Source organism: Vibrio sp. T13N (genome assembly GCF_032970445.1).
In the GTDB taxonomy this organism is placed as follows: domain Bacteria; phylum Pseudomonadota; class Gammaproteobacteria; order Enterobacterales; family Vibrionaceae; genus Vibrio; species Vibrio diabolicus.
The window spans coordinates 25,574-52,432 of sequence record NZ_JAWJYE010000001.1; the positions used below are offsets into that span (position 1 = coordinate 25,574).

28 protein-coding genes and 1 pseudogene are annotated in these 26,859 nt (G+C 44.7%); 9 read left to right on the forward strand and 20 right to left on the reverse strand.

Going from position 1 to position 26,859, the window contains the following annotated elements:
* Positions 1 to 83 precede the first annotated feature (83 nt).
* The 9 genes and pseudogenes from R2S67_RS00125 to R2S67_RS00165 form a co-directional block, all read right to left on the reverse strand.
* The gene (locus R2S67_RS00125) at positions 84 to 563 is read right to left on the reverse strand and encodes a Dps family protein (RefSeq protein ID WP_161442793.1); all 480 of its coding nucleotides are present in this window, start codon (positions 561 to 563) and stop codon (positions 84 to 86) included.
* A 300-nt stretch (positions 564 to 863) separates the two neighbouring features.
* Positions 864 to 2,864 (reverse strand): methyl-accepting chemotaxis protein, encoded by a 2,001-nt coding sequence (locus tag R2S67_RS00130; RefSeq protein WP_317341666.1) that lies wholly within the window; start codon positions 2,862 to 2,864, stop codon positions 864 to 866.
* Positions 2,865 to 3,008: 144 nt separating this feature from the next.
* The gene (locus R2S67_RS00135; protein WP_317341667.1) at positions 3,009 to 4,217 is read right to left on the reverse strand and encodes a hypothetical protein; all 1,209 of its coding nucleotides are present in this window, start codon (positions 4,215 to 4,217) and stop codon (positions 3,009 to 3,011) included.
* Positions 4,207 to 4,923: an ABC transporter ATP-binding protein gene (locus R2S67_RS00140; RefSeq protein ID WP_005391145.1), complete on the reverse strand. Its 717-nt coding sequence runs from the start codon at positions 4,921 to 4,923 to the stop codon at positions 4,207 to 4,209. The genes R2S67_RS00135 and R2S67_RS00140 overlap by 11 nt, the downstream gene beginning before the upstream one ends.
* Complete coding sequence (locus R2S67_RS00145; RefSeq protein ID WP_317341668.1) at positions 4,923 to 6,158, reverse strand: ABC transporter permease; 1,236 nt, start codon at positions 6,156 to 6,158, stop codon at positions 4,923 to 4,925. The genes R2S67_RS00140 and R2S67_RS00145 overlap by 1 nt, the downstream gene beginning before the upstream one ends.
* Positions 6,148 to 7,377 carry an ABC transporter permease gene (locus tag R2S67_RS00150; RefSeq protein ID WP_317341669.1) on the reverse strand — a complete coding sequence of 410 codons (1,230 nt, stop codon included), beginning with the start codon at positions 7,375 to 7,377 and terminating at the stop codon, positions 6,148 to 6,150. The genes R2S67_RS00145 and R2S67_RS00150 overlap by 11 nt, the downstream gene beginning before the upstream one ends.
* Positions 7,378 to 7,412: 35 nt before the next feature.
* Positions 7,413 to 8,159 (reverse strand): outer membrane lipoprotein-sorting protein, encoded by a 747-nt coding sequence (locus R2S67_RS00155; RefSeq protein ID WP_317341670.1) that lies wholly within the window; start codon positions 8,157 to 8,159, stop codon positions 7,413 to 7,415.
* A gap of 127 nt (positions 8,160 to 8,286) precedes the next feature.
* Entirely contained in the window at positions 8,287 to 9,729 is a 1,443-nt protein-coding gene (locus R2S67_RS00160) for a sensor domain-containing diguanylate cyclase (RefSeq protein WP_317341671.1), read from the reverse strand.
* Positions 9,730 to 9,974: 245 nt separating this feature from the next.
* Positions 9,975 to 10,211: pseudogene (locus tag R2S67_RS00165) on the reverse strand (alternative ribosome-rescue factor A); the annotation flags it as partial.
* 365 nt (positions 10,212 to 10,576) lie between these two features.
* On the opposite strand from R2S67_RS00165, the gene R2S67_RS00170 reads away from it, so the two are divergent.
* From R2S67_RS00170 to R2S67_RS00185, 4 genes are all read left to right on the forward strand, one after another.
* Complete coding sequence (locus R2S67_RS00170) at positions 10,577 to 10,786, forward strand: cold-shock protein (protein ID WP_005375625.1); 210 nt, start codon at positions 10,577 to 10,579, stop codon at positions 10,784 to 10,786.
* A 91-nt stretch (positions 10,787 to 10,877) separates the two neighbouring features.
* On the forward strand, positions 10,878 to 11,423 hold the full coding sequence (locus R2S67_RS00175; protein ID WP_005391156.1) for a YaeQ family protein: 546 nt from the start codon (positions 10,878 to 10,880) through the stop codon (positions 11,421 to 11,423).
* Positions 11,410 to 11,952: a hypothetical protein gene (locus tag R2S67_RS00180; RefSeq protein ID WP_046873701.1), complete on the forward strand. Its 543-nt coding sequence runs from the start codon at positions 11,410 to 11,412 to the stop codon at positions 11,950 to 11,952. The genes R2S67_RS00175 and R2S67_RS00180 overlap by 14 nt, the downstream gene beginning before the upstream one ends.
* 111 nt (positions 11,953 to 12,063) lie before the next feature.
* Positions 12,064 to 12,423, forward strand: coding sequence for a glutaredoxin family protein (locus R2S67_RS00185; RefSeq protein ID WP_005391159.1), 360 nt, complete (start codon positions 12,064 to 12,066; stop codon positions 12,421 to 12,423).
* Positions 12,424 to 12,615: 192 nt separating this feature from the next.
* Here the strand turns inward: R2S67_RS00185 and R2S67_RS00190 are convergent, their stop codons facing one another.
* Complete coding sequence (locus R2S67_RS00190; protein WP_041853166.1) at positions 12,616 to 13,242, reverse strand: OmpA family protein; 627 nt, start codon at positions 13,240 to 13,242, stop codon at positions 12,616 to 12,618.
* Positions 13,243 to 13,520: 278 nt separating this feature from the next.
* Here R2S67_RS00190 and R2S67_RS00195 point away from each other — a divergent pair, with 278 nt between their 5' ends.
* Both R2S67_RS00195 and R2S67_RS00200 read left to right on the forward strand, forming a co-directional pair.
* On the forward strand, positions 13,521 to 14,153 hold the full coding sequence (locus tag R2S67_RS00195; RefSeq protein WP_139060015.1) for a thiol:disulfide interchange protein DsbA/DsbL: 633 nt from the start codon (positions 13,521 to 13,523) through the stop codon (positions 14,151 to 14,153).
* Between the two features lie 13 nt (positions 14,154 to 14,166).
* Positions 14,167 to 14,640, forward strand: coding sequence for an FKBP-type peptidyl-prolyl cis-trans isomerase (locus R2S67_RS00200; protein WP_005391162.1), 474 nt, complete (start codon positions 14,167 to 14,169; stop codon positions 14,638 to 14,640).
* Between the two features lie 82 nt (positions 14,641 to 14,722).
* Here R2S67_RS00200 and cyoE read toward each other — a convergent pair whose 3' ends face one another.
* From cyoE to R2S67_RS00220, 4 genes are read right to left on the reverse strand one after another with little or no spacing between them, the layout of a single operon-like run.
* Positions 14,723 to 15,622, reverse strand: coding sequence for a heme o synthase (gene cyoE, locus R2S67_RS00205; protein WP_046873704.1), 900 nt, complete (start codon positions 15,620 to 15,622; stop codon positions 14,723 to 14,725).
* Positions 15,615 to 16,634, reverse strand: a complete 1,020-nt coding sequence (locus R2S67_RS00210) for a COX15/CtaA family protein (RefSeq protein ID WP_046873705.1) — start codon at positions 16,632 to 16,634, stop codon at positions 15,615 to 15,617. The genes cyoE and R2S67_RS00210 overlap by 8 nt, the downstream gene beginning before the upstream one ends.
* A gap of 12 nt (positions 16,635 to 16,646) precedes the next feature.
* Positions 16,647 to 17,183 carry a cytochrome oxidase biogenesis cluster protein gene (locus R2S67_RS00215; RefSeq protein WP_317341682.1) on the reverse strand — a complete coding sequence of 179 codons (537 nt, stop codon included), beginning with the start codon at positions 17,181 to 17,183 and terminating at the stop codon, positions 16,647 to 16,649.
* A complete protein-coding gene (locus R2S67_RS00220; protein WP_411056876.1) occupies positions 17,173 to 17,970 on the reverse strand; it encodes an SURF1 family protein in 798 nt (265 codons plus the stop codon). The genes R2S67_RS00215 and R2S67_RS00220 overlap by 11 nt, the downstream gene beginning before the upstream one ends.
* Here R2S67_RS00220 and R2S67_RS00225 point away from each other — a divergent pair.
* Positions 17,963 to 18,199, forward strand: a complete 237-nt coding sequence (locus R2S67_RS00225; protein WP_005391169.1) for a DUF2909 family protein — start codon at positions 17,963 to 17,965, stop codon at positions 18,197 to 18,199. The two genes, R2S67_RS00220 and R2S67_RS00225, sit on opposite strands and share 8 nt — an antisense overlap.
* 13 nt (positions 18,200 to 18,212) lie before the next feature.
* Here the strand turns inward: R2S67_RS00225 and R2S67_RS00230 are convergent, their stop codons facing one another.
* From R2S67_RS00230 to coxB, 4 genes are read right to left on the reverse strand one after another with little or no spacing between them, the layout of a single operon-like run.
* Positions 18,213 to 19,097 (reverse strand): cytochrome c oxidase subunit 3, encoded by an 885-nt coding sequence (locus tag R2S67_RS00230; protein ID WP_005391171.1) that lies wholly within the window; start codon positions 19,095 to 19,097, stop codon positions 18,213 to 18,215.
* Between the two features lie 51 nt (positions 19,098 to 19,148).
* The gene (locus tag R2S67_RS00235) at positions 19,149 to 19,688 is read right to left on the reverse strand and encodes a cytochrome c oxidase assembly protein (protein WP_005391173.1); all 540 of its coding nucleotides are present in this window, start codon (positions 19,686 to 19,688) and stop codon (positions 19,149 to 19,151) included.
* A 20-nt stretch (positions 19,689 to 19,708) separates the two neighbouring features.
* Positions 19,709 to 21,340 (reverse strand): cytochrome c oxidase subunit I, encoded by a 1,632-nt coding sequence (gene ctaD / locus R2S67_RS00240; RefSeq protein WP_005391175.1) that lies wholly within the window; start codon positions 21,338 to 21,340, stop codon positions 19,709 to 19,711.
* Positions 21,337 to 22,500 carry a cytochrome c oxidase subunit II gene (coxB, locus tag R2S67_RS00245; protein ID WP_006742066.1) on the reverse strand — a complete coding sequence of 388 codons (1,164 nt, stop codon included), beginning with the start codon at positions 22,498 to 22,500 and terminating at the stop codon, positions 21,337 to 21,339. The genes ctaD and coxB overlap by 4 nt, the downstream gene beginning before the upstream one ends.
* Positions 22,501 to 22,829: 329 nt before the next feature.
* Between coxB and R2S67_RS00250 the strand changes: the two genes are divergently transcribed.
* Positions 22,830 to 24,524, forward strand: a complete 1,695-nt coding sequence (locus R2S67_RS00250) for a phospho-sugar mutase (RefSeq protein WP_317341684.1) — start codon at positions 22,830 to 22,832, stop codon at positions 24,522 to 24,524.
* Positions 24,525 to 24,624: 100 nt separating this feature from the next.
* Here R2S67_RS00250 and R2S67_RS00255 read toward each other — a convergent pair whose 3' ends face one another.
* Positions 24,625 to 25,047, reverse strand: a complete 423-nt coding sequence (locus R2S67_RS00255; protein ID WP_053809566.1) for a GNAT family N-acetyltransferase — start codon at positions 25,045 to 25,047, stop codon at positions 24,625 to 24,627.
* 79 nt (positions 25,048 to 25,126) lie between these two features.
* Entirely contained in the window at positions 25,127 to 25,759 is a 633-nt protein-coding gene (locus tag R2S67_RS00260; protein ID WP_005391182.1) for a LysE family translocator, read from the reverse strand.
* A gap of 230 nt (positions 25,760 to 25,989) precedes the next feature.
* Here R2S67_RS00260 and R2S67_RS00265 point away from each other — a divergent pair, with 230 nt between their 5' ends.
* Positions 25,990 to 26,817: an AraC family transcriptional regulator gene (locus R2S67_RS00265; RefSeq protein WP_317341687.1), complete on the forward strand. Its 828-nt coding sequence runs from the start codon at positions 25,990 to 25,992 to the stop codon at positions 26,815 to 26,817.
* Positions 26,818 to 26,859 lie beyond the last annotated feature (42 nt).

Consider the following 26,859-nt stretch of genomic DNA (forward strand, 5'->3'; position numbering starts at 1 on the left):
ACAAAAGGAGCACTCGCGTGCTCCTTTGACTTATTCCCGATTTATTTATGCGTCCCCAAGTGAGTGCTCGGGTGATGCGTCGCTTAGCCTTGTAGGTAAGCGTTAAGCATCCACATTAATTTTTCTTGCTCACGGATGTAGTCACCCATCAATGCCGCGGTACCTTCGTCACCTGCTTCACCCGCGTTTTGTAGAATCTCACGCTGTTTTAGAAGTAGAACGCTAAAGCCTTGAACCAGACCTTGTACACACTCCTCACCAGAAGTCGCGTTTTGATGTTCTTTAATTTCACTTGCTTCCAAGTAGTGGCTGAATGCGTGCGCTGGTGTATGACCCAAGGTTAGAATCCGCTCTGCAAGCTCATCGATTTTTGTTTGTAGATCCGTGTAGATCTCTTCAAATTTTACGTGCAGTTCGAAGAATTGCGCACCTTTGATGTTCCAGTGGTAACCGCGAGAGTTCATGTACAACACTTGGTAATGCGCTAGCAGTTGATTTAGCTGTTGAGCTAGTTGTGCTGATTGTTCGCTGTCTAGACCAATTAGGCTTACTTGTTTGTTCATAATCTTGCTCCTAGAAGGATGATACCAATCGTAGTAACGAACGATTCTCTTACCGGGATTAGTATAAAGTTTAAAAATTCTTTTGCAGTATTTGCTGCCGATGGAGTCATATTACGACTCCGGCTCGGTGAAGAGAATTTGGTTTTAGCTATGATTTAAATAGCTAAATCCAATGAGCAAGTAGACGAATATCGGCGTATCATCCAACAAAAAGCCCCAACCCTTTTTTGTGTAAAAAGGATTGGGGCTTTTTTACTATTTGGTTAACGTTCAAAAGTCGATGAACGATGTAAACCTTATCTACGTCGTTTTGAAAGTTGCCATTTGTTGATTCAGCTCAGTAACTTGCTCTTTTACTTGCAATGATGTCTCTGATGCACGTTGGCTGTTATTCGAAACCTCATCCACTGATTGAGTAATACCGGACATCAATCCAGTGATCGAATTGGTCGCATGAGATTGCTGCTCTGCCGCTGCCGCAAGTTCTGCCATTTGTTCATTCAAAGAACCAATTTGTTCAGTAGTGACAAGCAAACGAGTTACCGCTTTTTCAATGTGCTCAGCGCCCTGCTCCGCAAGTGATTGGCTGTGTTCAATCTCCTCAACCACCGAATTGGTCGAGCGTTGAATCGCATTGATGATACCGTTGATTTCTGTCGTCGACTGAGTAGTGCGAGTCGCCAACATACGCACTTCGTCCGCCACAACCGCAAAGCCTCGCCCTTGATCACCCGCACGCGCCGCTTCTATTGCCGCATTCAATGCCAGTAAGTTGGTTTGCTCTGCCAAACCTTCAATCACTTCAGTCACTCGACCAATGGCTTCGCTCTCTTTGCTTAACTGCGTCACTTGCGTACTCGCGGTTTCAATACTGCCGTGCAAGCTTTCCATAGTGACTTTGTTTTGCTCTAAAGCATCACGACCTTGTTCAATCTCGCCTTTTGAATCAGAAAGCTTCTGCACCGATTGGTTAGCTTGATCTAGGGTGTTACGCGCCGCTAAAGCGATTTCATCCAATTGGCTTCCCATTTCAACAATGTTGGCCTGTTGCTGTTCCACATTCGATGAGGTGACTTGCGCCGATTCCAACAAAGCCCCCATACTGGCATCCACTTGGTGCGCTTTTTCATTCACCCCTGCCACAATGCTCGCTAACGATTGGTTCATGCGGTTAATCGAATCGGTAAGGTCTGCCAATTCATCTTTCCCAACAACGGTGAGCGGAGGCTGAGAAACATCCCCTGAAGCGATCGTCTTTGCTCGTTCCGATAAGTTTTTCACTCGGCGACCAATGGTGTTGCCCATGTATTTCGAAATCGCTACCGCGGCAAACAAAACCAACGCCGCTGCAATCAACATAGTGGTGAGTACGTTCTTGATCGACTGATTGATACCCTGTCCACTTTGATCAGCACGACTTTGCTGAGCCAATACGATCGTTTCTAAACTTTGGTCTAGGGCATCCGCTGCTGGTAACAGTTCGTTCGCCATCAGCAAGTTTGATTCGTTCCACTCTGGCGATTGACGCAATGCAATTACCTGCTCTGCTAAAGGAAAGTACAGTTGCTGCATTTCTTTAAACAGTGACCACAGTGATTGGTCGTTATCAGTAAGTCTGTCGAGTTTGCTGTCGATTTCCGCCACAGACTGATTGTGGTACTTAATCAAGTCATGGTATTTGTCTAGGTGATCTTGCTGCCCGTACAACAGGAAATCTCGCAGTGCAGACAGTGCATTTGCGAGCGAGGTATAACTGTCGGCGTAGACTTTAAACAAACGCTTTCTGTCTCCACCAAATGGATTTCCTGACTCTTCGTTGATTAAGCTTTGAAGCTGATCAAGTGCTACTTCTGCAATGGGTGCCGCTTCGTTAATAAAGAGGTTATGCGCGGGTAAGTTCTCATCACTGTGACTGAGCTCAATCAACTTGTTTAGAGAGACTTTTACCGCGTCCCACTGGCTTTGAATCGCTTGAAAATCCTGTTCAGAGATCAAAGCCTGCAAAGTCGGAAGCGACTCGTCAGTAGACATCATGATATTACGCACGTCCTCACTCAAACGTGCGCTCGCCTCTTCATCGCCACCTAACAACATGTAGGCTCGAATAGAAGACAACGACGCTTGAACGGACTGTTGGATACCGCGACTGGTGTCGACGGTCGGTAAATCGGATTTAAGTAACGAAGAGGCGTATTGCTCTACAGTAGTGACGTTGCGATACGTGAATACCGCTGATGCCATAAAAAGTACGGCTAGCAGCACAAAACTGAGCTGCAACTTCCCTGATATCGTAAGGTTCATCCATAAACTCCTGACAACGATGAGCCTTAAATATAACGATGTTTATAAAAATGTTAAATGCTTGTATCAAAAACAACTTCAGAACAAGGCATTATTTGTGATTGATTGCATTATTTAGGGATAGCAGCTAAATGAAAGGCGTCTCTAGTAACTATACCGGATATTAGCAAACACCAAAGTTGCAGGTGTTTCTCCAAATAAGCTGCCGTCCGTACCGTTAAAATGTTGAACTACAGTTAGCAGTTGCCAATTATCACTGAGTGAATAGCTGCTGGATAATCCAGCAAAGTAAGAGCCATCATCATAGTAACTAGCCGATAAGGTGACGCGGTTGAGCGCCGTTAAGTCGAAGCTAGCATCGGCATAAACAGTATGCTCCGTGAAGCTCAAGGTTTTCGCAGAGAGAGGGAGGTTTAGGTAAGATAATGCGCTGCTCGCTGGCTTTGGTTCAGAAATAAACAACCAAGCACCTCTCACCATCCAGTTACGCACACCACCAAAACTGTAGTCTGATTCCAAACTAGCGACTGTCGTATCCTCAGTAGGCTGACCTTGATGCTTTGTATCAATAGGATCAAACCAGCTTAACTCGCCTCGAAACCCGGCTTGATAGATATCAGTCGCGAACCCTGCTCCAAGAACATAGTCTTGCCGAGATCGACCCGCAATGATTTGATAGTCCCAACCAGAAACGTTGGAGAAATATCGTAGTGACGTGCTGTTTTCTTTAGACTGCTTTGACGGAGAGAAAACGAGATCTAACCCATCGGCGAACCCAAGTTTTTTACTCACCATGACAGCGTCGGTGCCCGCCCGCTCTTCGTAATCAAAGTCGTAAATAGAATAGGCGTTGTAGATGTCGTTTGGGTTCCAAATGGTGTTCATTGACCAATTGACCCGGAACCGCCCTAACCTTGCACTCCAATCTTGGTTACTCCAAGAGACGTAGAGTCGATCCAGTTGGGTATTGAGGATTACATTATCTTCTCGCCAGTTTTTGCTTAGATCAAAATACCCATTATCAAGCGCCACGAGTTCCGCATATTGAGGAATCTCAAGCGCATCACCCCACAATGCTCTATTCCTGATACCAAGATTTATTCGCCATTCAGGAGAAAAGCGATATTCAACGTTAATCCGGTTATGGAGTAGATGGTCAAGGGTATTACCCTGCTCGTCAGGCATACTATAGGTCGCCATGTATTTCACATAGCCATTGATATCCCATGCTTTTTCAGGCTCCAAACCCGGTATGCTGGCATTAGTTTTAATGCAAATTACCACAGGACTTAACGCAAAAAAAAGCCGCAATAACTTGGATAGTAAGCTTACGCCTTCTACTCTACCACGCATGGCTCTTCTCTATGGTGTTATCAATGTTGGCAAAATCTCGTGCCAAACGCCCGTCCTCAAATACTATGATTCGATGCGCGCGCTTAATAACTCTAGGATCATGGGTAGAAAAGATAAATGTCGTGCCTTCTTTTTCGCTGAGTTGTTCCATTATATCAAGCAGCTCGGCTGTACTTTTTGCGTCTAAGTTGGCGGTAGGCTCATCTGCCATTACAAACCTTGGTTTTGGTGCCAATGCTCTTGCAACCGCAACTCTCTGTTGTTGGCCTCCAGACATTTTACTCGGACGTTTATGCATCTGCTGTGATAATCCAACCTGTTGCAGTAGCGCGCTGGCGCGTTCACGACATTCCCTTTCTGTTTTCCCTTGCAATTGCATAACAAACTCGACGTTTTCAAGAGCTGTCAGTACGGGGAGCAGGCTATAATCTTGGAAGATAAAGCCAATGTTATCGCGCCGATAAGCGATCAACTCTTTTTCTGACATATCAGAGATTAAGCATCCATCAATTTCCACGCGTCCTGATGTAGGCGAATCGATCCCGCCCAACATGTTTAGTAGCGTCGTTTTCCCTGAACCAGAAGGTCCCATAATAGCGACAAACTCACCTTGCTTGATCTCCAAATCTACGCTCTGAACCGCATGTACCGGGAAGTCACTCTTTGGGTTGTACGTCTTGGATAAGCCTTCCAATTTAATCGTCATTACGTTTTCTCCGCCATGGCATCCGCAGGTCGATGCTTGAGAATTTGCCTTGCTGGATACAAAGCCGCAAATAAGCTCGCGACAAAAATAGCCACAATAATCAATTGATATTCATAAAACGACACTCTTGGATAAAGCAAGGTATCGACGCCATAAGCACCTAACCCATCAGCAAGTGCGCCAAGCGATAGGCCAGTAATACTCAGTATTTTCAACATGACTGCGCTTCCTAATAACCCTAGCGCGCAACCACTCAAACCAAGGAATAGCGTTTCCAAAATAATCAGTGTGCGAATTTTATGCTGCTGCATGCCAACCGCCATTAACACCCCAAACTCTCTCGTTCTTTCAAAAACTGACATCAGCATGATGTTGATGATTCCCAGAGTCATGGCAAGTACGAAAACGACCAACATAATTTGGTTAGAGATATCCATTGAGCTCATCATTGTTGCGAGTAAAGGCTGTATTTCTTGCCATTTTCTCACGATCAATTGTTCACGGTTGGCTTGTGGCAATATTGATAACGTAAATGCCTCTGCACTTTCTAGCTGTTTAGTCTCGTTGGAGTTCAACAAAACGCCAATTTCATGCGCACCCGACAAGCCTGCGATTGTTTCGAGATCGACTTTACGGACGTAGACATTACCGTCATCAAACGTGGTGGATGGCGTTTTAAAAATACCTCGAACGCGAAAAGCTGCGCCAGATACATCACCCTTGATGTCAGATAATGTTAAAACCACTTTCGATCCAACACGCAGCTTCAACCGATTTGCGGTTTTTTGCGAAACAAGAATGGGGTTTCTTCCCACTTCGTTTAACCATTCTCCGTCTATCACATGGCTTGTAAGCGGTGTGATACTTTGCTCTTGTTCAATATTGATGCCATTGATCCGAACGCCTCTCGTACTACGCGCAGAAGCAATCATGCCATCAGCAAGAAATCGCGCCGATACCGCTTTAACATCTTGATGTGCAGCCAAAGCGGCCGTTATCGTTTGATAATTCGTTATTGTGTCACTAAGGTCAGGATTATTAAGGTAGGATTTCTGATGCACTTGTAGATGACTGGTTTGCCACGCAATCGCGTTTTTGATCATGCTGTCGACCAAACCGTTCATGAATCCAATCATGGCAACAACGCCCATTAAGCCGAACACCATCGCTCCCAGCATAATGGAAGTTCTGAGCTTGTTCCGCCATAAATTACGCCACGCCAATTTAATCAACATGCGCGCCTCCTTTTAGCCCACTAGCAATGGGCAAGCGAAGAAGTCTAGCCATCGGATACATCAGACATAACGATAAAATAACGAGAACGACAAGAATTTGATCCATTAACAAATAAGGGTCTAGCGAAACAGGTACGATTGGTTCAAAGCCACTCTCCAGCATCACTTGTGCAGCATCGCCAGTAATCTCAATCGGATTGATATAGAAATACGCAAGCACAGGCGCGCTGATCAAGACACCGAGCACAAGACCAATAACGGAGATAAACATCGATTCAATGGCGACGAGCCCCATAAGCTTGCTGCGCAACATACCCGTCGCGAGCATCACCGCAAATTCACGCTGGCGCTCTAACGTCATCATCAAAATCGTGGCAAACAGGCCAAAACCAACAATGCCGTACAAGATATAGATCAAAAAGATCCCACCCGCTTTGTCCAAGGCGATCTGTTGAGAAAGTTCTGGCGACAGCTCCTGCCAGCTTTTTACTGCGACGCCATTCCCGTAGTGGCGCTTTAGTTGTTTAACAATGTCAGGCAACACGCGTAAACTTTGAGTGTTAAGGACCCATGCGGTGACTTGGTTATCAAGCGAATACAGCGCTTGTGCGGTATCAAGAGGCATGTAGACCAACTGAGAATCTAACTGCTGCAAAGGAAAGTGCAAAATACCGGACACCTGATACAGTCCAGCCGCCGTTTGACCACGATAACCCGAACCATACAACACCAGTTCATCACCAACCTTCAAATTAAGGTAGTTTGCCAAGCCCTCACCAACAAGCACCGAGTTTTGTCCAGATGCAATAAAGCGCCCTTGTACGATTTTGTCACTAATGCTGGAGTAGCTATCTTCAGCGTCAGGCTCAACGCCGAGCACCATCACGCCTTTGGATCGTTCGTCTTTGGCGGCAAGCGCAAATGACTCAATTCTCGGCAGAACGATGTCGATATCAGGATTATTTTTGGCAGATGCAATGAACGCAGGCGTTTGAGGAAGGACATCATCAATGCTAGAGGAGTCCCCAAAATCGGGATGTTGTAGCTGAATTAATCCCGTATAGAACTTCGCAGCGTTTTTAATATTTGAGGAGTAACTTCCTTCTTGGAACGCTCGAGTCAGTAAGGAGAGAAACAGAACAAGAGCTAACGCAGAAGCGGTTAACAATGTCCGCCGTTTTTGCCGCCATAGATTTCGCCATGCGAGCTTGATGAGCATCCGATTCTCACCTCTTATCTAAACCAAAATCCACCCTAATCTCGCAGAGCCTTCATTTGCTGCTGGGAGAAAAAGTCATCATCGATATCAAAATCAAATTGCGCTTCGTGCGTAATCAAAACCGTTTTATTTCCTGGTTTATCTATCGGCTGCATCTCCATGCGAGTCGCAACGTCTCGCCCACCCAACGTTTTCACATCATAAGTCGTCAAAATATTTACCAGTTCATCAAATTCATCGTAAAACTCGACTTTGCGCTGTAAAAAGCTCGTTTGAGAGATCCACAATCTGACTTTGCTCCAAACCACTGGGGCGTCAGGCTTGGCAAGTGCATCAATTACCCAAACTTTGTCACCATCAAAGGTTTCACTTTGAAGCAGTTGATGTTGATAATCGACAACAATAGAAGATTGGTTAATTAAATCATCATTCGTGAAGTCTGATCCCATCCAAGACTGACTGAGCATGGATGGCGCAATTTTAATCACTCGCTCGATACTCGGCACCCAATTCCACATTTCTCTATGACGTTTTAACGAGGCGCTACCTTTATCTTTCGCCGGAGCAGTCACCAAGACCAAAGATAATTCCGTACCTTTCGTCCAACTCTTCATGGTCATTGAGCGTGACCAGTCAGGGCGAACAATTTTCATGGTGGCTTCGCTATAACTGGATTTTCCGCGCATCGCTTGATCAGACTTTTGGACTATATCGAAAGCGCTCTCAGCGTAAGAAAAAGAAGAGAGAAGTACACAAGCGAGAACACAAAACGTTTTATACATACCTTCCCTTTGTACCGACACGACCTAGAATTTGAATCGAAACGAAACGAAACGGGTATAATAATTTTAAATTCAATTGAGTATAGCAAGTGAGGATTTAGAAATAGCGATTGGTGACTCAAAAACGCTAAGGGACTTGACGAAGCTCAGGTTGAACCTGGCTGTCTGTTATAACTTGAAACACAGCGCGATTTTTACCTTCAGACTTACCTTGATACATCAGTTGATCAGCGTCTTGTAAATTCACGATGTGAGTAAATTCAGGGTAGTATGCGCAGCCTAAGCTAATGCTCAAATGAATCGCTTGCCCACCAAGGATAATAGGTTGTTCGTACACGGCTTTGCAGAGCATTTGAGCAAAGTTGCGCGCTTCTCGCTCAGAGAGCGATGCCGTCACGAGTGCGAACTCTTCTCCGCCAATTCTCGCCAATGTCATACGTTCATCAGTCATTGATTTTGCTGTTTCAGCCACGGCCACTATCGCTCTATCTCCGACAAGATGACCGTATTGGTCATTAATTGATTTAAAATCATCAATATCAAATACCATTACCGTCAAGCTTCGCTGCAAGTGATTCAAGAGCGCCAATTGTTCAATCAAGTGTCTACGGTTGTAGAGTTTTGTTAGGGAATCCGTTAACGTCATCTCCAGCAATTGCTGGTTGGCAATCGTCAATTGTCTTGTGCGCAGCGCAACCATGCGTTTGAGTGCGAAGATATGATACAGCGTCGCGACCGCCATAATGAAAATCGCAATAGGTAGGAGATAAAGAGGATAGACCGTTTTCACCACACTCCAGCGATTGAGGATCCTTTCTCGATCTGTATCGATAACTTTTTCAAACGCTCGAGAGACATCCAAAATGGAAGCAGAACTATGCGACCCTGCTGCAATCCGAAGGTCTTTACTATATAAATTTATTACAGGAACAAACATGCCTGCTCCCGGCATAGTTGCCATATAAAAGTTAGCTACTTGAAGGTCCGCGACGAAATACAGCACCTTCTTATCGACAGCGGCCTGTATCATCGTGTCGTTATTAATGTACTCTGCAATAGGCGCATTAGGATAATTCGTCTTAATAAACTCAGACTCGTAACTTCCTTTAACGACACCAATTGGCAACGTCATTTCACCAGCTAAAACACTTTTGACATCAATCGAAAGCACGTCTTGACTGACATATAATTTAGTTTGAATGGGCATGATAACTGCGCCAAAATCCAAGTAATCGGCTCTTTCCGATGAGTAAACCAATCCCGCGTGAAAGTCAGCACGCCCCTCTTTTACGGCCTGTAAAGAAGCCTCCCAATCAAGAAGCAGAAACTGAACATCAATTTGGTTGTACGCCGCATACGCTTTCCAGAAGTCGATCAAAATGCCTTTGGGTTCACCGTCTGGGCTAAGGTAAGAGAATGGCTTCCAAGCTTTGGAGTTAGCAACAATTAAAGAATGAGACTCTGACTTGTGCGCATACGTCATCGGGCAAATAGACAGCCATAGTAGTAACAAAGAAGCACACGCTTTTGTACACTTGCAACCATAAGTACCATAACTCGTCGATGACATACCTACTTCTCACCAGTCTTTTAAACCATAATCTCGGCTGTTTTGTCTGATCTAAAGATATAGCAGAGCGGTGTCGGACAGGAAGTGGCTCCTATTGATATGAATCTAACTTAGTAGGTTTTAGTACTTATTTGGTACTTTTCAGCGTCTAGTTTTAAGAAGAAAGCTAGCCAGCACAAGGTGAGATAAGAGTGTTTAACTAACACTAAGCAATTGAATTTGAATAGTTTAATAAAAATCAGCATCAATAAAAAAGCCCTATTCAAAATCCACATCGGGGAGAACTTTGAATAGGGCTCTTTGCCTCTATGCTTCATTTTCCGACTGAAGCTGCCTTTACCTTTTTTCGCTTTTACGACTCGTGTTCTGAACAATTGACTGGTGACAACCGCTTTTAACGCATTGTCCTTGATTTCACCTCTGCCGAAATCGGTCTCGTGTTGTAACTCATTCGGCTGAGGACTGGTTTTAGGTTTTGCCATAAATCCTCCTTAATGGTCGAACCAGATTGGACAATAATTATATAAATAAGTCAAATTTATAGATTTAGTTGAATTTTATGCTGAAAAACTTCACATCACCGTCATTTATTTGAAATTTAATCAAAAACATGCTGGTTAAATAGTGACTAAATACAAATATTTGTCCATAAAGCACTAATATATGTTGACTCTTCGTGGAATTAACCTAGACTCAAACACGGCTAGAAAGAAAGTTCTTTGTTTTCACATTTCGTTGGATTACTTGTAACCCGTCGTCCTGTGGTACGCAATAGCAATTTATTTTTCCACGCTATAAGCGCCGTTGAGGCGAAAGATTACATTATTTAGATATTTAGGAAATAGACATGTCTAACACAGCTACTGGCACAGTTAAGTGGTTCAACGAAACTAAAGGCTTCGGTTTCATTCAACAAGAAAACGGTCCTGACGTATTTGCTCACTTCTCTGCAATCACTGGTGACGGCTTCCGTACTCTAGTTGAAGGCCAGAAAGTAGAATTTGTTATCTCTCAAGGTCAAAAAGGCCCTCAAGCAGAGCAAATCAAAGTACTTTAATTCTTAAAGAATTTGATACGATAGCCAGCTTTTAAAGCTGGCTATTTTTTTGTCTATAACTTATTTTTGCCAACAAAAACGATATAAATCCATGGCTCTTAAACCGACTATTTATAAATTTCGTATCGCCATTTCCGATATGAATAACGACTATTACGATTCTAAAAATCTAACTATCGCCCTTCACCCTTCAGAAAAACCTCAACGAATGCTGGCTCGTGTTTTAGCTTACTGCTTAAACGCTCAAAGTAATTTAGAGTTTACGAAAGGGCTTTCTACAATTGAAGAGCCTGATTTATGGCATGTTGGCGATGATCAAAGCATTACTCACTGGATTGAAATTGGCGAACCAGAACCAGAAAGAATCAAGAAAGCCTCTCGCCTAGCAAAGCATGTGAAAGTTTACACTTATAACACTAAAGCGACGGTATGGTGGGATAAAATGTCAGGAAAGTTCTCAATGCTTCCCGTCAATGTAGAAAGCTTTGACTACGACGCTATCGACTTGATTTGTCAGCACCTTGACCGAGGCACTAGCCTTTCTGTTATGATTACCGGCAGCTCTATTTTTGTTGATATCAACGATCAACACGTCGAAGTAACGGTGAAGGAACTAAAAAGCCATGACGTCTCTTAGTGAACTGAGTCAAGAGATGGGATTCAAAGAAATTCCCTTCGTTAAAGAACATAAAGCGGCAAAGCGACGTTGGTTAAAAGAACAGTCACAACTGTTTACAAAAGTTTGTGAGAACAAACCCGCCACGGCGCCTACTCTTCACCTGCTTGGTCTTTTGACTAAGTCGCATATTGAAGCCAGCGCTAACTATGAGCAACACGCGCATTCTGCCCAGCAAATGCAGCAAGTGCTGACTGACTCCTTGGGTGATGAGCACGCGGATAAGTTCACTAACCAGTCCGCAGAAGACCTTATCTTGATAACCCACCTTTGGCTTTATACTCAAGGCTATTTGAATATGGACTTTAGCTTGGCGCACGATCATGCCGAGCAAACTCAGAATACATTGCAACACGAGCTTGTTGTAAAACGCATGGATGTTGATGCATTCAGAACCGAACTGATGCAAAGCTTTTATCTAGGTAGAGAAGCCAGTCCAGCTTCGACTAGCGGCTTTTGGGGCAAGTTAAAACGCTTATTTTCCGCATAAAATACATGGTTTTATCCATTTCAAACAACTGATAGACTTCACGCTCAATGCAACAAGCATCATGATTGCATTTTTAAAGGACAATTACCCAATGAACATCAAGGGATCATTATGAAGTTTATCCGTTGGATTTTAGGCAAGGTTATCTTATTGCTGAACGCCGTGTTCTCACCTCGTGGTATTAAACGCAGTGCAGAAGAACAACAACGTATTGATGAAAAAGCAAAGCAATACGCACTTTACCAATTTGAAGCTTGCCCTTTTTGCGTAAAAGTCCGCCGTGCAATGAAGCGTCAGTCAGTGAACATTGAGCTACGTGATGCAAAAAATAACCCGACTCATCGAACTGAACTAGAGCAAGGTGGTGGACGAATTAAAGTCCCTTGCCTGCGTATCGAAAAAGATGGCGAAACACAGTGGCTATACGAGTCATCTGACATCGTCGCTTACGTTGAAAAAGAATTTGCCTAAGTTCCCCCTATGAACATTGGCGGATGTAAAAGAGGCACCATACAGGTGCCTCTTTTCTATTCAGTCTAGCTGCTCGTTGCTATGCCTAGCCTTTGGGTTCACTCTTCTTGCTCATTCCCAGACGGAAACGCCAGTAAACACATAAGGGCTCAGTGAAAACAACACGACGTAGTTTATCGACCAACCATCGCCTTACTCATCAACGATCAGCGTTAGCTCTACGCGTCGATTACAAGCTTTGCCATTGGCTGTCGAATTACTGCACTGCGGCACATACTCGCCAAAACCTCTAGAAAACACGCGTTGACGAGGAATACTCGTCGCCAGTAGTTGCTTTTCCACTTCACGAGCTCGCTTTTCTGACAACGTGTCATTAAAGCTGGCAGCTCCCGTGCTATCGGCATGGCCATCGATCACGACATCCACATCCGTTCTTCCTGCTAGATAGTGACCAATGTTTCGAATCCAGTCTTGAGATTGCGCTGATAACTGAGCAGAGCCAGTTTGAAAATGCACTTGCTCTTTCAAACGTATCATTAAGTGACCGCCACTGAGTGTCTCATGAGGAATATTGTGCCTGTTCAGAAACATTTCCAGAGAGGTCACATTTTGCGACTTTTTTACTGATGCCCTCTCAGTCTGATACGTGCGAGGTGAAGAAGCCACACTGGAGGCACTCGGATAGCCCCACTCAGGATGTCTCAGCTCGGTGTTTGTTTTAGGAGCTGTATCTAAAATGTTCCCGCCAGGAACCATGTCTTGATCAAGGCTACTGCACCCAGTCAGAATGCCGCAAACAATTAAAAACCACTGCTTCATACCATTACCAACGTAGAAAAACTCTTGTCCATTGTGTCGACAAAACACGCCGAATCTTTAGCGCTTTTATCCACCGATTGGTTTGTATATGCAGCGTTCATGCCACTGGAATCAATATCAAGTATCTCTCAAATAAAAAGCGATGCCAAAATACCTCCCTGCAGCCTACACATCAGGAAAAGTCTGTTACCAATCGTCTCACTTTATTGTTATTTAATGGTTTTAGTCACTATCGTTAACCGATAAACTAACGCAAATTTCTTACTTAGAGCATTATTATGTTAAAAACCATATCGAAAGGCTTTGCTGTGATTGCCGCCATGATGGCCTTGTCGGCATGCGATAGCGGCAACACTCAGCCTCAGCAAGGCAAACAATACGAAGTTTTGCCTGTATCTCTTCAAGAATATGATTTGGCGCCATTGACAGAAGCTTTTGCCCTAACTTGCGGCCACTGTCGCTCAATGGAAGAGTTTGTCCCTCAAATTGAATCATTGACCGAGCAAAGCGTTGAAAAAATGCATGTAACTTTCAATGAAAGTGCACAAGTAAGCGCCATCATCTTCTACACTGCAGTCATGCAACTAGAGTCGACACCTGACAAAGCATTTATGGCGGATCTTTTTGCTGCCGTACAAATGGGTCCTGATGCAACTGCTGAGGAACGTCAAATCGCCGTAGAGAAAGCCTTTGAGTCTCGCAACCTTATCAGCCCTTACCATTTAGATGAAGCACAGCAAAAAACGCTGTTTGAGTACATCACTAAGGCAGAAGCGATCACGACTCGCGGCCAAATTAACTCCGTTCCAGCCTTTATCGTTAATGGAAAATACCAAGTCATTACTGGTGGTCATGACAGCGTCGAAGCCATGGCAGAAACCATTAACTATTTGCTAAAACAACCTAAATAGACAAGGAGCTTACGTGTCTAAATTTTTGTTCCCTCTCATTATTTTCATTCTGGCGGGCTTTTTCATTTACCGTACTTGGACAAACCATAAAGTAGCGGATGAAAACTTTGCGAAAGGCCAAGCATTCTTGCTCGAGAATGCGAAGAAAGAAGGCGTCATTACAACAGAAAGTGGTCTTCAATATATTGTTCTTGAAAAAGGCGAAGGTGAGGTTCACCCAACCGCGACAAGCAAAGTCAAAGTGCACTACCACGGCACGTTGATTGATGGCACTGTGTTTGATAGCTCCGTTAATCGCGGTGAGCCAATTTCGTTTGGTCTTAACCAAGTCATTAAAGGCTGGCAAGAAGGCCTACAATACATGGTCGAAGGTGAAAAAATCCGCCTTTTCGTACCAAGCACGCTCGGTTATGGCAAAAGTGGCTCAGGCCCAATTCCACCAGCAAGTGTTTTGATCTTTGATGTTGAATTGTTAGAGATTCAATAATCTCTAGAAACTTTGCATTAAAGCCCAACTATCAAAACCAAAAACGCCGCGAACCACGCGGCGTTTTCTGTTTAAAGAGAGGCTACAAGCCAATATAGTGATCCGAAAGCAATGCAATGAACAACGCAAAAAGGTGATAGATAGAAAATTTAAACGTCTCCATCGCGGTATTGGGCTCTGGCGCGTATTTTAGCTTCCATGCGTGGTACATAAAGCCAGCGTTAAGTAGTAACGAGGCAAAAAGATAAACTACGCCGACCATTCCAACCAACACCGGCAGCACACAAACCAACGTCAACAATACTGTATACAACAGAATGGAAGTTTTGGTGTACTCGATACCATGTGTCACTGGCAACATTGGAATATCCACCTTACGATAGTCCTCTACGCGATGAATTGCGAGTGCCCAAAAGTGTGGTGGCGTCCAGATAAAAATGATCATCACAAGCAGCCAAGCATTCGCATGCAACTGCCCTGTTACGGCAGTCCAACCGAGAAGAGGCGGCATCGCACCCGCAATACCTGCAATTACGATATTTTGCGGAGTAGCGCGTTTGAGGTACATGGTGTACACCATCGCATAGCCGAGTAAACTCATCAAAGTCAGCCATGCCGTCAGTGGGTTGACCATCGCATATAGAAGTACAAATCCTATGACGCCTAACGCCGTCGCAAAGGTTATCACCGATAACGGCTTAGCTTCACCCGATGGCAACGGACGTTTGTGTGTGCGAGCCATTCTCGCATCAATGCGGCGGTCAATCAGGTGATTAAACGCTGCCGCGGAGCCTGCCATCAAACCAATGCCTGCTAGGCCAACCGCCGCCTGCAACCAAGGAAACTCAGTAACAGGCGCTAAACTCATCCCGACAACGGCCGTCACCAGCATTAATGTGACTACTTTAGGCTTCGTTAACTTCAAATAAACGGAACTTAGTCGCTTTCGATCATTTAACGACAGTGCGATTTCTTTACTCATAGCGAACTCCTTTCGCGGTGTAACTCCAAGCTTTTTTGCCCTGCCACAAATAAAACTGACTCACACAAACAAGACTCAACATAATGGCGGCACCCAAGTTATGTGCCACGGCGACATAAATAGGAAGTTGGAATACAACGTTGCTCACGCCCAACATAATTTGACACGCTAAAGTGAGTAGTAACCATCCTCCAATGCGCTGTGAATGATGGGAATCTTGCCTCATGAGCATAATGCTATAAGCCAATACGACAGTGGCGGTGACAATCGCACCGAGGCGATGCGTAACATGTATGGTCATTCTTGCGGGATACTCTAATACACCAAACTCGTAATTCTCGAATCCGGTTTGCCAGAAAGAAAACGCCTCTTTCCATGAGAGATGACTCATCCAATCTCCCTCACAAATCGGCAATGAGGTGCACATGAGCGCGGCATAGTTTGACGAAGTCCACCCTCCTAGCAGCACCTGCATAAAAACAACCAGAAAAACCAATAATGAGAAGCCTCGCAGCGAGCTGGAAGATGGAGAGAAATAGAGATTATTTTGCGCTTTTAACTGACAGTAAAAAATCGCCTGCAGAACCAGTAAAGTAAAGCCACCAAGCAGATGAAGCATTACGATAACTGGCATTAATTTGAGCGTCACGGTCCACATCCCCAAAAGTGCTTGCCCGACCACCAGTACACTGAGCAGCATCGGAATAGTAGGATTCACACGCTCAGACCTCATTGATATCACTGTCATAGCAAAAATGACCAGACCCAGCGTTCCCGCAAAATAGCGATGAATCATTTCAAGCCATGCTTTCTCATGCTCGACAGCCCGTTCAGGGAAATTAAGATTGGCACGTATTACGTCTTCTTCTTGATGAGGCACACCAAGGTGCCCATAGCAGCCGGGCCAATCAGGGCAACCTAACCCTGCATCAGAAAGGCGAGTATACGCGCCTAACATGATCACCACGAAAGTTAGGAGCAAACTGAATTTAACCAACTGAATTAACTTCATATACGCCCCTTTCTAACCAACTCGTGACAATTTTAAGAGCTTGCGTAAATCCGCCAACATACCTTTGTTGAACGAGACTAAATCTTCATTCGGTTTTAGCGAGTAAGACATCACCAATTGCCCCAGAGGATCAACGATTAACATTTGTCCGGGTTTCACTTTGGCGGTAACCGATTGATTCATTTGCATTGTCGTCATCGATATATCTACGGTACCGGACAACTCTGTCTGCCAAAGCACCGGCACCACACGCTCTTGATATTTTCCTAAAGCGACATGGCTTTGCTGAAGCAAGTAAAGCTGCTGCCTGCATTGTTCTGTGCACTCATTAGGTAAAACATAAGCGAGTTGCCACCTGTGATCCTTGAGTGGGGACTCTTGACCAAGTAGCTCTAACGTTGTGTATGGTTCAACTAACACACCTCTATTGGTCACACCGCTTTGATACCACCCTTGGATGAGAATGACCTTAGCGATGACGGCAGGAAGCGCAAACGTACACACCAACGCAATCAACATTATCCGCCCTTTGGTTACTTTAGATGTCATGCTTCACCTCCATATGACGCAATTTTCTTTGCCAACGAACAAAAACAATTAAGGTCAACAATAAGAAAACGCCCGCCATCGAAAACCACTGAATCGAATAACCGAAATGCTTGGCGCTGTTGAGCGACAATGGGTTCCAAGGAAAGTCGTAAGGCCAATTTTTTAGATTGTCTGGCTGCAAGACTGCGGGCATAAGTTCAATATTAAGTAGCTGATTCAGCTGCACGATATTCAGGTTCTGCACACGAATGGCATCGCCAACTTCTGGCATTAATTCAGAGCTCAACGGGTTAGCAGATTTTCGGTACAGACGTCCCGAGATAAAGGTCGACACTTCGAGTGTTGTGACGGTTGGCAATATTGAACGATCGGCTATTCCCTCCACAAAACCAAGCTCTAATAATGCATAGGTTCCTGATTCATCACTCATAGAGACAATCTGAAATGCTAAATAGCCCACATTGCCCTGATGCGTTTGGTTATCCAGTAAAATCACGGGAAACGCCTGAGGAACAACATTAGCTTCCACTTTTTTCCCGAGAATGCTGCCTTCTCTCCAATCGTTTTCTTCAAGAACTTCGCCTAACGCTTGGTACGCACTATCCGTTCGCGCAAGAATGGCTTGTTCCAAAGCCTGTTTCTCTTGCCCTCTTTCAAGCTGCCAAAAACCCAGTTTGACCAAAAGAGAAAACACAACCACAGTTAAACCAACTGCAACCCAAAACCGTTTCGATAGCCATAATTGTCTCGATAACAACAACGACGAAACCGGAGGTGCTATGTCCACCGTATTTCTATTCAAACTGACGCTTGTCCTTTTGCTGCTTTTCATTATCTTCAACCTCGCAAAAGCGCTTATCGAAATGGTTCGTGAAGACCCAGATAATCCCGAAAAAAGAGACAAACCTATGAGTCATTACTTAGGCCGTCGAGTCATGTTCTCCGCTTTAGTTGTTATCCTTCTACTTATTGCGCTCAGTTCAGGCTGGCTGGCTCCGAATCCCCGTCCTTACTAAACGCCCAATGCACCTACAGCACGTACACAAACACAAACAGACATAACCAAACCACATCCACAAAGTGCCAATACCAACTACCTGCTTGGAAGGCAAAATGGTTCTTAGACGAAAAATGATCTTTAGCGATTCGGAGCAATAATACGATTAAGAAAATCGTCCCAAGACAAACGTGCAAACCGTGAAAACCCGTCAACATAAAAAAGGTGTTTCCGTAGATACCAGATTGCAACGTGAGCCCCATTTCTTGATAAGCATGAGCATATTCGACCGCTTGGTAATATAGGAAAAAGCCCGCAAGCACGATGGTGATTTCCAACCAAACAATCAGTGCCGTTCTTTTGTCTTTTTCAAGGCTTATGTGCGCCATATGTAGCGTAATCGACGACAATAGCAGCAAAATAGTATTAGTAAGGGGAATACCCTGCCACGGCATAGCTTGTGTTGTTTCTCCACCCGGAGTCAGTGTGAGTGGCCACATAGCTTCGAAGGTTGGCCACAAAACCTCGTTGGTCATGAAGTTGTTATCTGCCCCACCTAACCAAGGCACAGAAATCATCCTGGCGTAAAATAACGCACCAAAAAAGGCACCAAAAAACATCACTTCAGAGAAGATGAACCAGCTCATCCCTTGGCGAAAAGAACGAGTAATTTGCGAGCTGTACTTTCCACTCAGTGACTCAGTAATCACATTACTAAACCAGCCCGCCAACATGTAAAGCAAGAACAGAAAACCTACCGCTAGCACAATGCTACCAATGGTTCCCACTGCCCCTTCACTTTGTGTCCCCTGAACGGTCATTCCTGCACCAACGGCAACTAAAAATAGAGCAAATGCACCGATGATCGGCCAGCTACTTTGAGCGGGAACATAATATGTTCCTGGCTTGTTACTCATAATTTCTCTCCTTACTGACCAGCCTTGGTCTGTATCTCTCTCCTTGAGTGGCTAAGAACCTGTAGGAGGGGGAAGTTTATAGAGTGTGTATGACAGCGTTAACGTGTGTATCGACTCCGGTAAGTCCGGTTCGATATAAAAAATCAACGGCATTTGAGCTTGTTGTTTGCCATCCAAAGGCTGTTGGTTAAAACAAAAGCACTCAATCTTATTGAAATAAGCGGCACCATTCCCGGGAGAAACAGAGGGAACGGCTTGCCCTACCAACTTCTGCCCGCTTTCATTAAATGCAAGGTATTCGGTTTGTACGACTTCACCGGGATGAACGTCCATCGAAATCACTTTGGGTTTAAACTCCCAAGGCATATCGGGGCTTACATGCGCCATAAACTCCACGCGAATGGTTCGACTCATGTCCGGTTGCATACCAGTTGGTTGAATGGCGGCCACTTCACTTGTTTTTCCATTGATACCCAGTGCGTCGCACATTACGTCATACAATGGGACAAGTGCGTAGCCAAACCCAAACATCAAAAGGGTCGCTAAAAGCAACTTCACAGTGAGCTTTTTGTTTGATGGATTCGGTTTCATCTCACTCACCCCGTTCGTTTCTAATCGACTTTAGGCGGCGTAGTAAACGTATGATGGGGCGCCGGGCTTGGCACCGTCCATTCTAAGCCCTCCGCACGTTCCCACGGTTTTGCAGCAGCCTTTTCACCGCCACGAATACACTTAATCACCACCCATAAAAAGATCAATTGTGACAACCCAAACGCAAATCCACCAATGGAGACGATTTGATTGACATCAGCAAACTGAATAGCGTAATCCGGGATACGTCTTGGCATACCTGCTAAACCTAGAAAGTGCATCGGGAAAAACAAAACATTAACTGAAATAATCGAGCACCAGAAATGCCACAAACTCAGCTTGTGATCGTACATATTGCCTGTCCACTTAGGTAGCCAATAGTACGCAGCCGCCATAATCGAGAATACAGCACCAGATACCAACACATAGTGGAAATGCGCAACCACGAAGTAAGTGTCATGATATTGGAAATCCGCCGGCACAATCGCCAGCATCAACCCTGAGAAACCGCCAATCGTAAAGAGCACAATAAAGGCAATTGCAAACAACATTGGCGTTTCAAATGTCAGAGCCCCACGCCACATGGTGGCGACCCAGTTAAAGACTTTCACCCCTGTTGGTACCGCAATCAGCATGGTGCAATACATAAAGAAAAGCTCTGCAAAAACTGGCATCCCCGTTGTAAACATGTGATGCGCCCACACAAGAAAAGACAGCAACGCAATGCTGCACGTCGCGTAAACCATCGAATGATAACCAAACAGCTTCTTGCCACTGAAAGCAGGAAGGATGGCAGAAATGATGCCAAACGACGGTAAAATCATGATGTACACTTCTGGGTGACCAAAGAACCAAAAGATGTGTTGGAACATCACCGGGTCGCCGCCACCAGCTGCATCAAAGAAGCTAGTCCCGAAATATTTGTCAGTAAGAACCATCGTCACCGCACCCGCTAATACCGGCATAACCGCGATCAATAAGAAAGCGGTGATTAACCAAGTCCAAACAAACATTGGTAACTTGAACCAAGTCATTCCCGGAGCTCGCATATTTACGATCGTCACGATAACGTTGATCGCGCCCATGATGGAGCTGATACCCATGATGTGAACAGAGAATACAAACAGCGCGGTGCTATCTGGGCCATAAGTCGTGGACAACGGAGCATAGAACGTCCAGCCAAAATCGGGGCCGCCGCCAGGTAAAAACAACGAGCTCAATAAAATAAGAAATGCAAAAGGTAGAATCCAAAAGCTCAAGTTGTTCATGCGAGGTAGCGCCATATCTGGAGCACCGATCATCATTGGAATCATCCAGTTAGCAAGGCCCGTAAATGCTGGCATCACAGCACCAAACACCATCACCAAACCATGTACCGTGGTCATTTGATTAAAAAACTGTGGATCAACCAGCTGTAGTCCAGGCTGGAATAGTTCGGCACGAATGACCATCGCCATCGCCCCACCAGTCAAAAACATCGCAAAACTAAACCAAAGGTACAGGGTGCCAATATCTTTATGGTTTGTGGAATACAGCCAACGAGCAATACCTTGGGGAGCATGATGATCATGGCCATCATCAATCGCAATGGTACTGTTTGCACTGGCTTCCGCTGGAGCAGACTTCACTGCCTTTTCTATTGGCTTACTCATATTTCCTCCTTAGCACTGCCTTGTGCCTTAAAGGCATTCACATCGGATGCTTGCACCCTATCACCAGTGTCGTTGCCCCATGCGTTTCGCTGGTATGTGATGACCGCAGCAATTTCTTTGTCACTTAACTGGTTCGAAAAAGACTGCATTGCAGTGCCCGGACGGCCATTCACAATCACATCAATGTGCTCTGAAATTGGGCCTGTTGCGATAGGGCTGCCCTTAATCGCGGGAAATGCACCCGGAATCCCCTCACCATTAGCCTGATGGCACACAGCACAACGCGCCGTGTATATAGATTCGCCCTGCGACATCAACTCATCCATGGATAAGTCTTGAGAGAGCGCCTCTTGTGCCGCCGCTTTTTGAAGTGCGATTTCTTCCTTCTTACTCGCTAGCCATTCATCAAACTTTTCTTCTTCCATCGCATGCACCACCACCGGCATGAACCCGTGAGCACGACCACATAGCTCCGCACATTGACCGCGATATACGCCTGGCTCATCAATTCTTGTCCATGCTTCATTAATAAAACCAGGGATGGTGTCTTTCTTGACAGCAAAATCTGGCACCCACCATGAGTGAATGACATCATCAGAAGTCATCAAAAAACGCACTTTGCGATTCACAGGCAACACCAAAGGGTTGTCTACTTCCAATAGATAATGCGCGCCTTTTGTCTCGATACCATCAATTTGCTTTTGGCTGGTGGCAAGCAAACTGAAGAACTCAACATCTTCACCAAAATAGCTGTAATGCCATTTCCATTGCGAGCCTGTGATCTTGACCGTGATATCTGATTGGCTTGTGTCTTCCATTGCGACTAAAGTTTTCGTTGCGGGAATCGCCATGGCGACAAGAATGATGATAGGTATGACTGTCCAGATAATTTCCACTTTTGTACTTTCGTGGAAATGTGCGGCAACTGCTCCTTTTGACTTGCGATGACGAAAGATGGAATAGAACATGACACCAAATACAATCAAAGCAATTACGCAGCAGATATAGAAAATCAGCATATGTAATTCATACACTTGCCCACTTATCGCTGTGACCCCTTTGGTCATGTTGTAGTCACTTTCCTTTGACCAACTGAAAGAGGAGAATGTGATTAAAATCACATTCAGTGATAAGGCTAGAGTAGTCGTTAATCTTTTCAAAAGATCTCTCCTCTGCTCAGCCGCTACGCTTGCGCGAGCTTCCTTGCGTCCCGATGCAAATATCGAACAACTTTACGAAAAATCACAAAAACTACGATTTCGACACGGTTTGTTATATTTATGTTAAAAGGCTAGTTATAGTTCCAAGGTTCTTCAAGAAATTAAATATGATTAAATTTTGTTCGGATAAAAAAATTAATTCGGTTTATCGATTGCCCTCTTTGAAATGTAATTGAGAACCATTTACATTAATTTAAAAGAAAACATTGAGATACTTACAAAACGAAGTGTCCAAGAAAGTAGGCGCCCCCTACTAAGGAATGATTGATATGACAGCACTAATTACTCAATGGCTAGAACGAGACCCTGATCCTAAGACTCGCGAAGAGCTACAACACCTCGTCGATACAAATAATGAACAAGAGCTTACTGATCGCTTTGGATCGCGCCTTGCCTTTGGTACAGCAGGGTTACGCGGCAAAGTGGGCGCAGGTCCAAACCGAATGAACCGTTTGGTGATCCAAGAGACAGCCACTGGCCTAGGAAACTATTTGCTAGAGCAAGTCAAAGATGCCGCAAGTCGTGGTGTCGTTATTGGCTACGACGGTCGTCCTGATTCGAAACAATTCGCGCATGATACCGCTTCCGTACTGACTGCCCTTGGCATCAAGGTTTACCTAACGTATGACGTTGCAGCAACCCCAATTGTTGCATTTGGTGTCCGTACATTGAATGCTGCAGCCGCTGTTGTTGTTACCGCTAGCCACAATCCACCAGAGTACAATGGCTTTAAAGTATATTGGGAGAATGGCGCACAAATCATTCCTCCACACGACTCTGGAATCGCAGCGAAAATTGATGACGCAACAACGAAGCCATTACCTTTAATGTCTCTCGATGATGCAAAACAGCACGGTTTGTTAGTTTGGTTGGAAGACGACTACTACCAAACTTACCGTAAAACGATAAACGAAAACGCGCTGCTTACTCCTGACAACAACACCGATATTTCTATCGCTTACACTGCGATGCATGGCGTTGGGGCGAATATGGCGGAAACGCTCCTCGCAGACGCTGGCTTCAAAAAAGTGGCAAGTGTTAAGGAACAGCGCGAACCTGATGGCAGCTTCCCAACCGTCAACTTCCCAAACCCTGAAGAAGCCGGTGCAATGGATATGGTGATGGCATTAGGTAAGTCCGTAGATGCTGATATCGCTTGTGCCAACGATCCAGATGCCGACCGTTTTGCAGTGGCGGTCAAACGCCCAGATGGCGAATACCAAATGTTAACCGGCGACCAAGTGGGTTCACTGTTTGGCGATTACTTGCTAGAACAGCAACCTAACGCTCTGGTTGGCAACACCATCGTATCGTCGAGAATGCTGAGTAGCATTGCCAAAGCGCATGGCGCCCAATACTACCAAACGTTAACAGGCTTCAAATGGCTCACTAACGTTGCAATGGAGCAAGAGACAGAAGCCAATCCATTCTTGTTTGCTTATGAAGAAGCGCTCGGTTATACCGTGGGTAACAAAGTGTGGGATAAAGATGGTTTATCTGCAATCGTCGCATTTGCTCAGCTAACAGGTAAACTTAAAGCTCAAGGCAAAACACTATGGGATAAACTGGAAGAACTGTACCGCGAGCACGGTTTCTACTTTAACGCGCAGCGCAGTATCGCTCTCGACCCGAACTCTCCACCAATCGGTGACAAGCTCCGTGCAAACCCACCAACAGAGATTGCTGGTAAAAAAGTCGCAGTAACTGAAGATCTAAAAACATCGGTTCGCATGTTTGATGACGGCTCAGAAGAATCCATTGACTTACCAGCAAGTGACGTATTGATTTATCACCTAGAAGATCAATCTCGCGTGATTGTTCGCCCTTCGGGTACTGAGCCAAAACTAAAATGTTACTACGAAGTCATCAACCTCTTCCCTGCGGATATGAGCTATGCACAAGCACAGCAAGCGGCAGAGGCGAAGATGAACGAACTTATCGACGCGCATCAGACAAGTTTGTAAGTCAAAGAGAAGCAGAGACATCTGATACGATAAGAGGCGCAAATTCGCGCCTCTTTTTTTGATTTTGACTAGAACAAGTCAAGCTAACCAGTGCTTTTCCCTAGCTTACAATTTCCTTTTGTAGAAAGTACTTGTGGATGCCCTCTGCAGGATAGCCTGAGTACTGCCCTACTTTTTCAAAACCCAATTTGAGATAGAATTCGAGAGCTTGGAAGCTGTAGGTATCCAAATAAACATGGGTAACCCCGTGAGGCTTTACTTTTTCTTCTAACATTGACATTAACTGGCTACCGATACCAGATGTCCGACTTTCAGCATCTACCCACAAAAACTCAACAAACACCGTGTTTTTAAACATTTCGCCAGTCAGACCACCCATGATCTTGCCATTCTCATCTTTAGCAAAACACCCCACAGCATGCACTTCCCCTTCAGGCAAATGCAATCGGTTATAAGATCGAATACCTTCACGAACAGAATCAAGGTCTGTTTGATCTGGATTTAAACAAAATTCAAGCTTCATACATCCTCTCCTTAGGAAACATCAATATCCTAAAACAAAAAGCCAGCAATTGCTGGCTTTCTGGTGGAATATGATAACTTTACAAGGCGAAACTGCTCAGCATCCACAACGCGAGAATAACGAACACTAAACCCATTAGTTTATGTTGATACGTGCGGAATTTTTCGTTCTCGAGCAGCCCCTTACCCAATGTGCCTGCCAGCCCAACAAGTAATAAATTGAATGACAAGCCAAGGACGTTCAACAATAACCCTAGTGCCAGCATTTGCTCACCAGAAGACGCTGTGATATTGCTTGAGACAAACTGCGGCAAAAACATCACAAAAAATACCAACGCTTTAGGGTTAAGCAAATTACTCATCAAGGCTCGTTGATAATAAGTCGATGCCATTTTGTTTTGATTATCAAGTTCTGGAGCCGCTGATGCCTCAGCTCGTAAGCAGTCCCAACCCATTTTTAACAAGTAAGCGCCACCTAAGAGATGAAGGACTTTAAGGGCGATTGGGCTCATTGCAATCAGGGTAGATACTCCCATTGCAGCAAGCAAAGTAAGAATAACACCAGACGTCGCATTGCCTAAGCTAGCAAACAGACCGACCTTCTTACCGTAACTCATACTAGAACTCGCGATAAGCAACATATCGGGCCCTGGTAACAGCAACAAAGCCACTACTGCGGTGAGATAAACAGGAAGTACAGATAAATCAATCATGATGGAACCGCTTTTTCTATAACAAAGCGGCGAATGTTATACCAACAAAATAACAACAGCCAGCCCAAAATCACCAAGATGATTCAGAAAATAAAAATCATAGTTCGCTAGATTGCAAAATAACAATCAATTCGCCTATTTATAAAAATCGAATAGCAATTTTGTACAAAAATAAGCACGATGGATCCGTTACACTTCTAAGATGACTTTCTTGAGCAGACCGGATAAAGATGAAAGAAAAGAATAAGGAAATCGCTACCTTCAAGATAGCTCAAGAGCTCGGTGGTTTAGAACTTCTCGATGCAAAGTACGAGAAGCAGAATTTCTCACGCCATAGTCACGAGGGTTACACTATTGGCGTCATCGAGAAGGGAGCACAGCAGTTCTTTCGAACAGGCGGAAATCATATCGCGCCACAGGACAGCATCATCCTTGTAAATGCAGATGAAGTACACAACGGGCATTCGGCCTCAGAAGGCGGTTGGGAATACAAAGCAATGTACCCCGTACCTCAGCAGTTTCAAACTTTAGGACAAGAGCTTGGTTCACCAAATGTAGCTCTGCCCTATTTTCCTCAACCTGTGGTTTACGATCCTGAGCTGGCTAGTCAGTTACGATTGGTATTTGAAACACTAGAAAAATCAGACAACCGTTTATTGAGAGAAACTTTGGTTTACGGCACGTTGATCAAGCTAGCCAGTAAACACAGCACTCATCGGGCACCACTGAAAGAATCAACCAGAGCTCAGCGACAAGTGCAGCTCGTCAGAGAATTTTTGGAAGACTTTCCACAAACGGACGTCTCACTAGAAGAACTCGCGAAACTGTCAGGATTAAGCCCTTTTCATTTGCTGAGAGAATTTCAAAAGCAATTTGGCTTTCCGCCTCATGCCTATCAAATTCAGCAACGTTTACGTATGGCGAAGAAGCTACTAAAAATGGGACAAAAAATTTCAGACGTGGCACAAGAATGCGGTTTCCATGATCAAAGTCATCTGCATCGACACTTTAAAAAAGCCATGGGCGTCACGCCCGGTCAATACATTCGTCACAGCTAAAGAGCAATATTGTACAAGGCGTTATGCCGCTATCTCGTTACC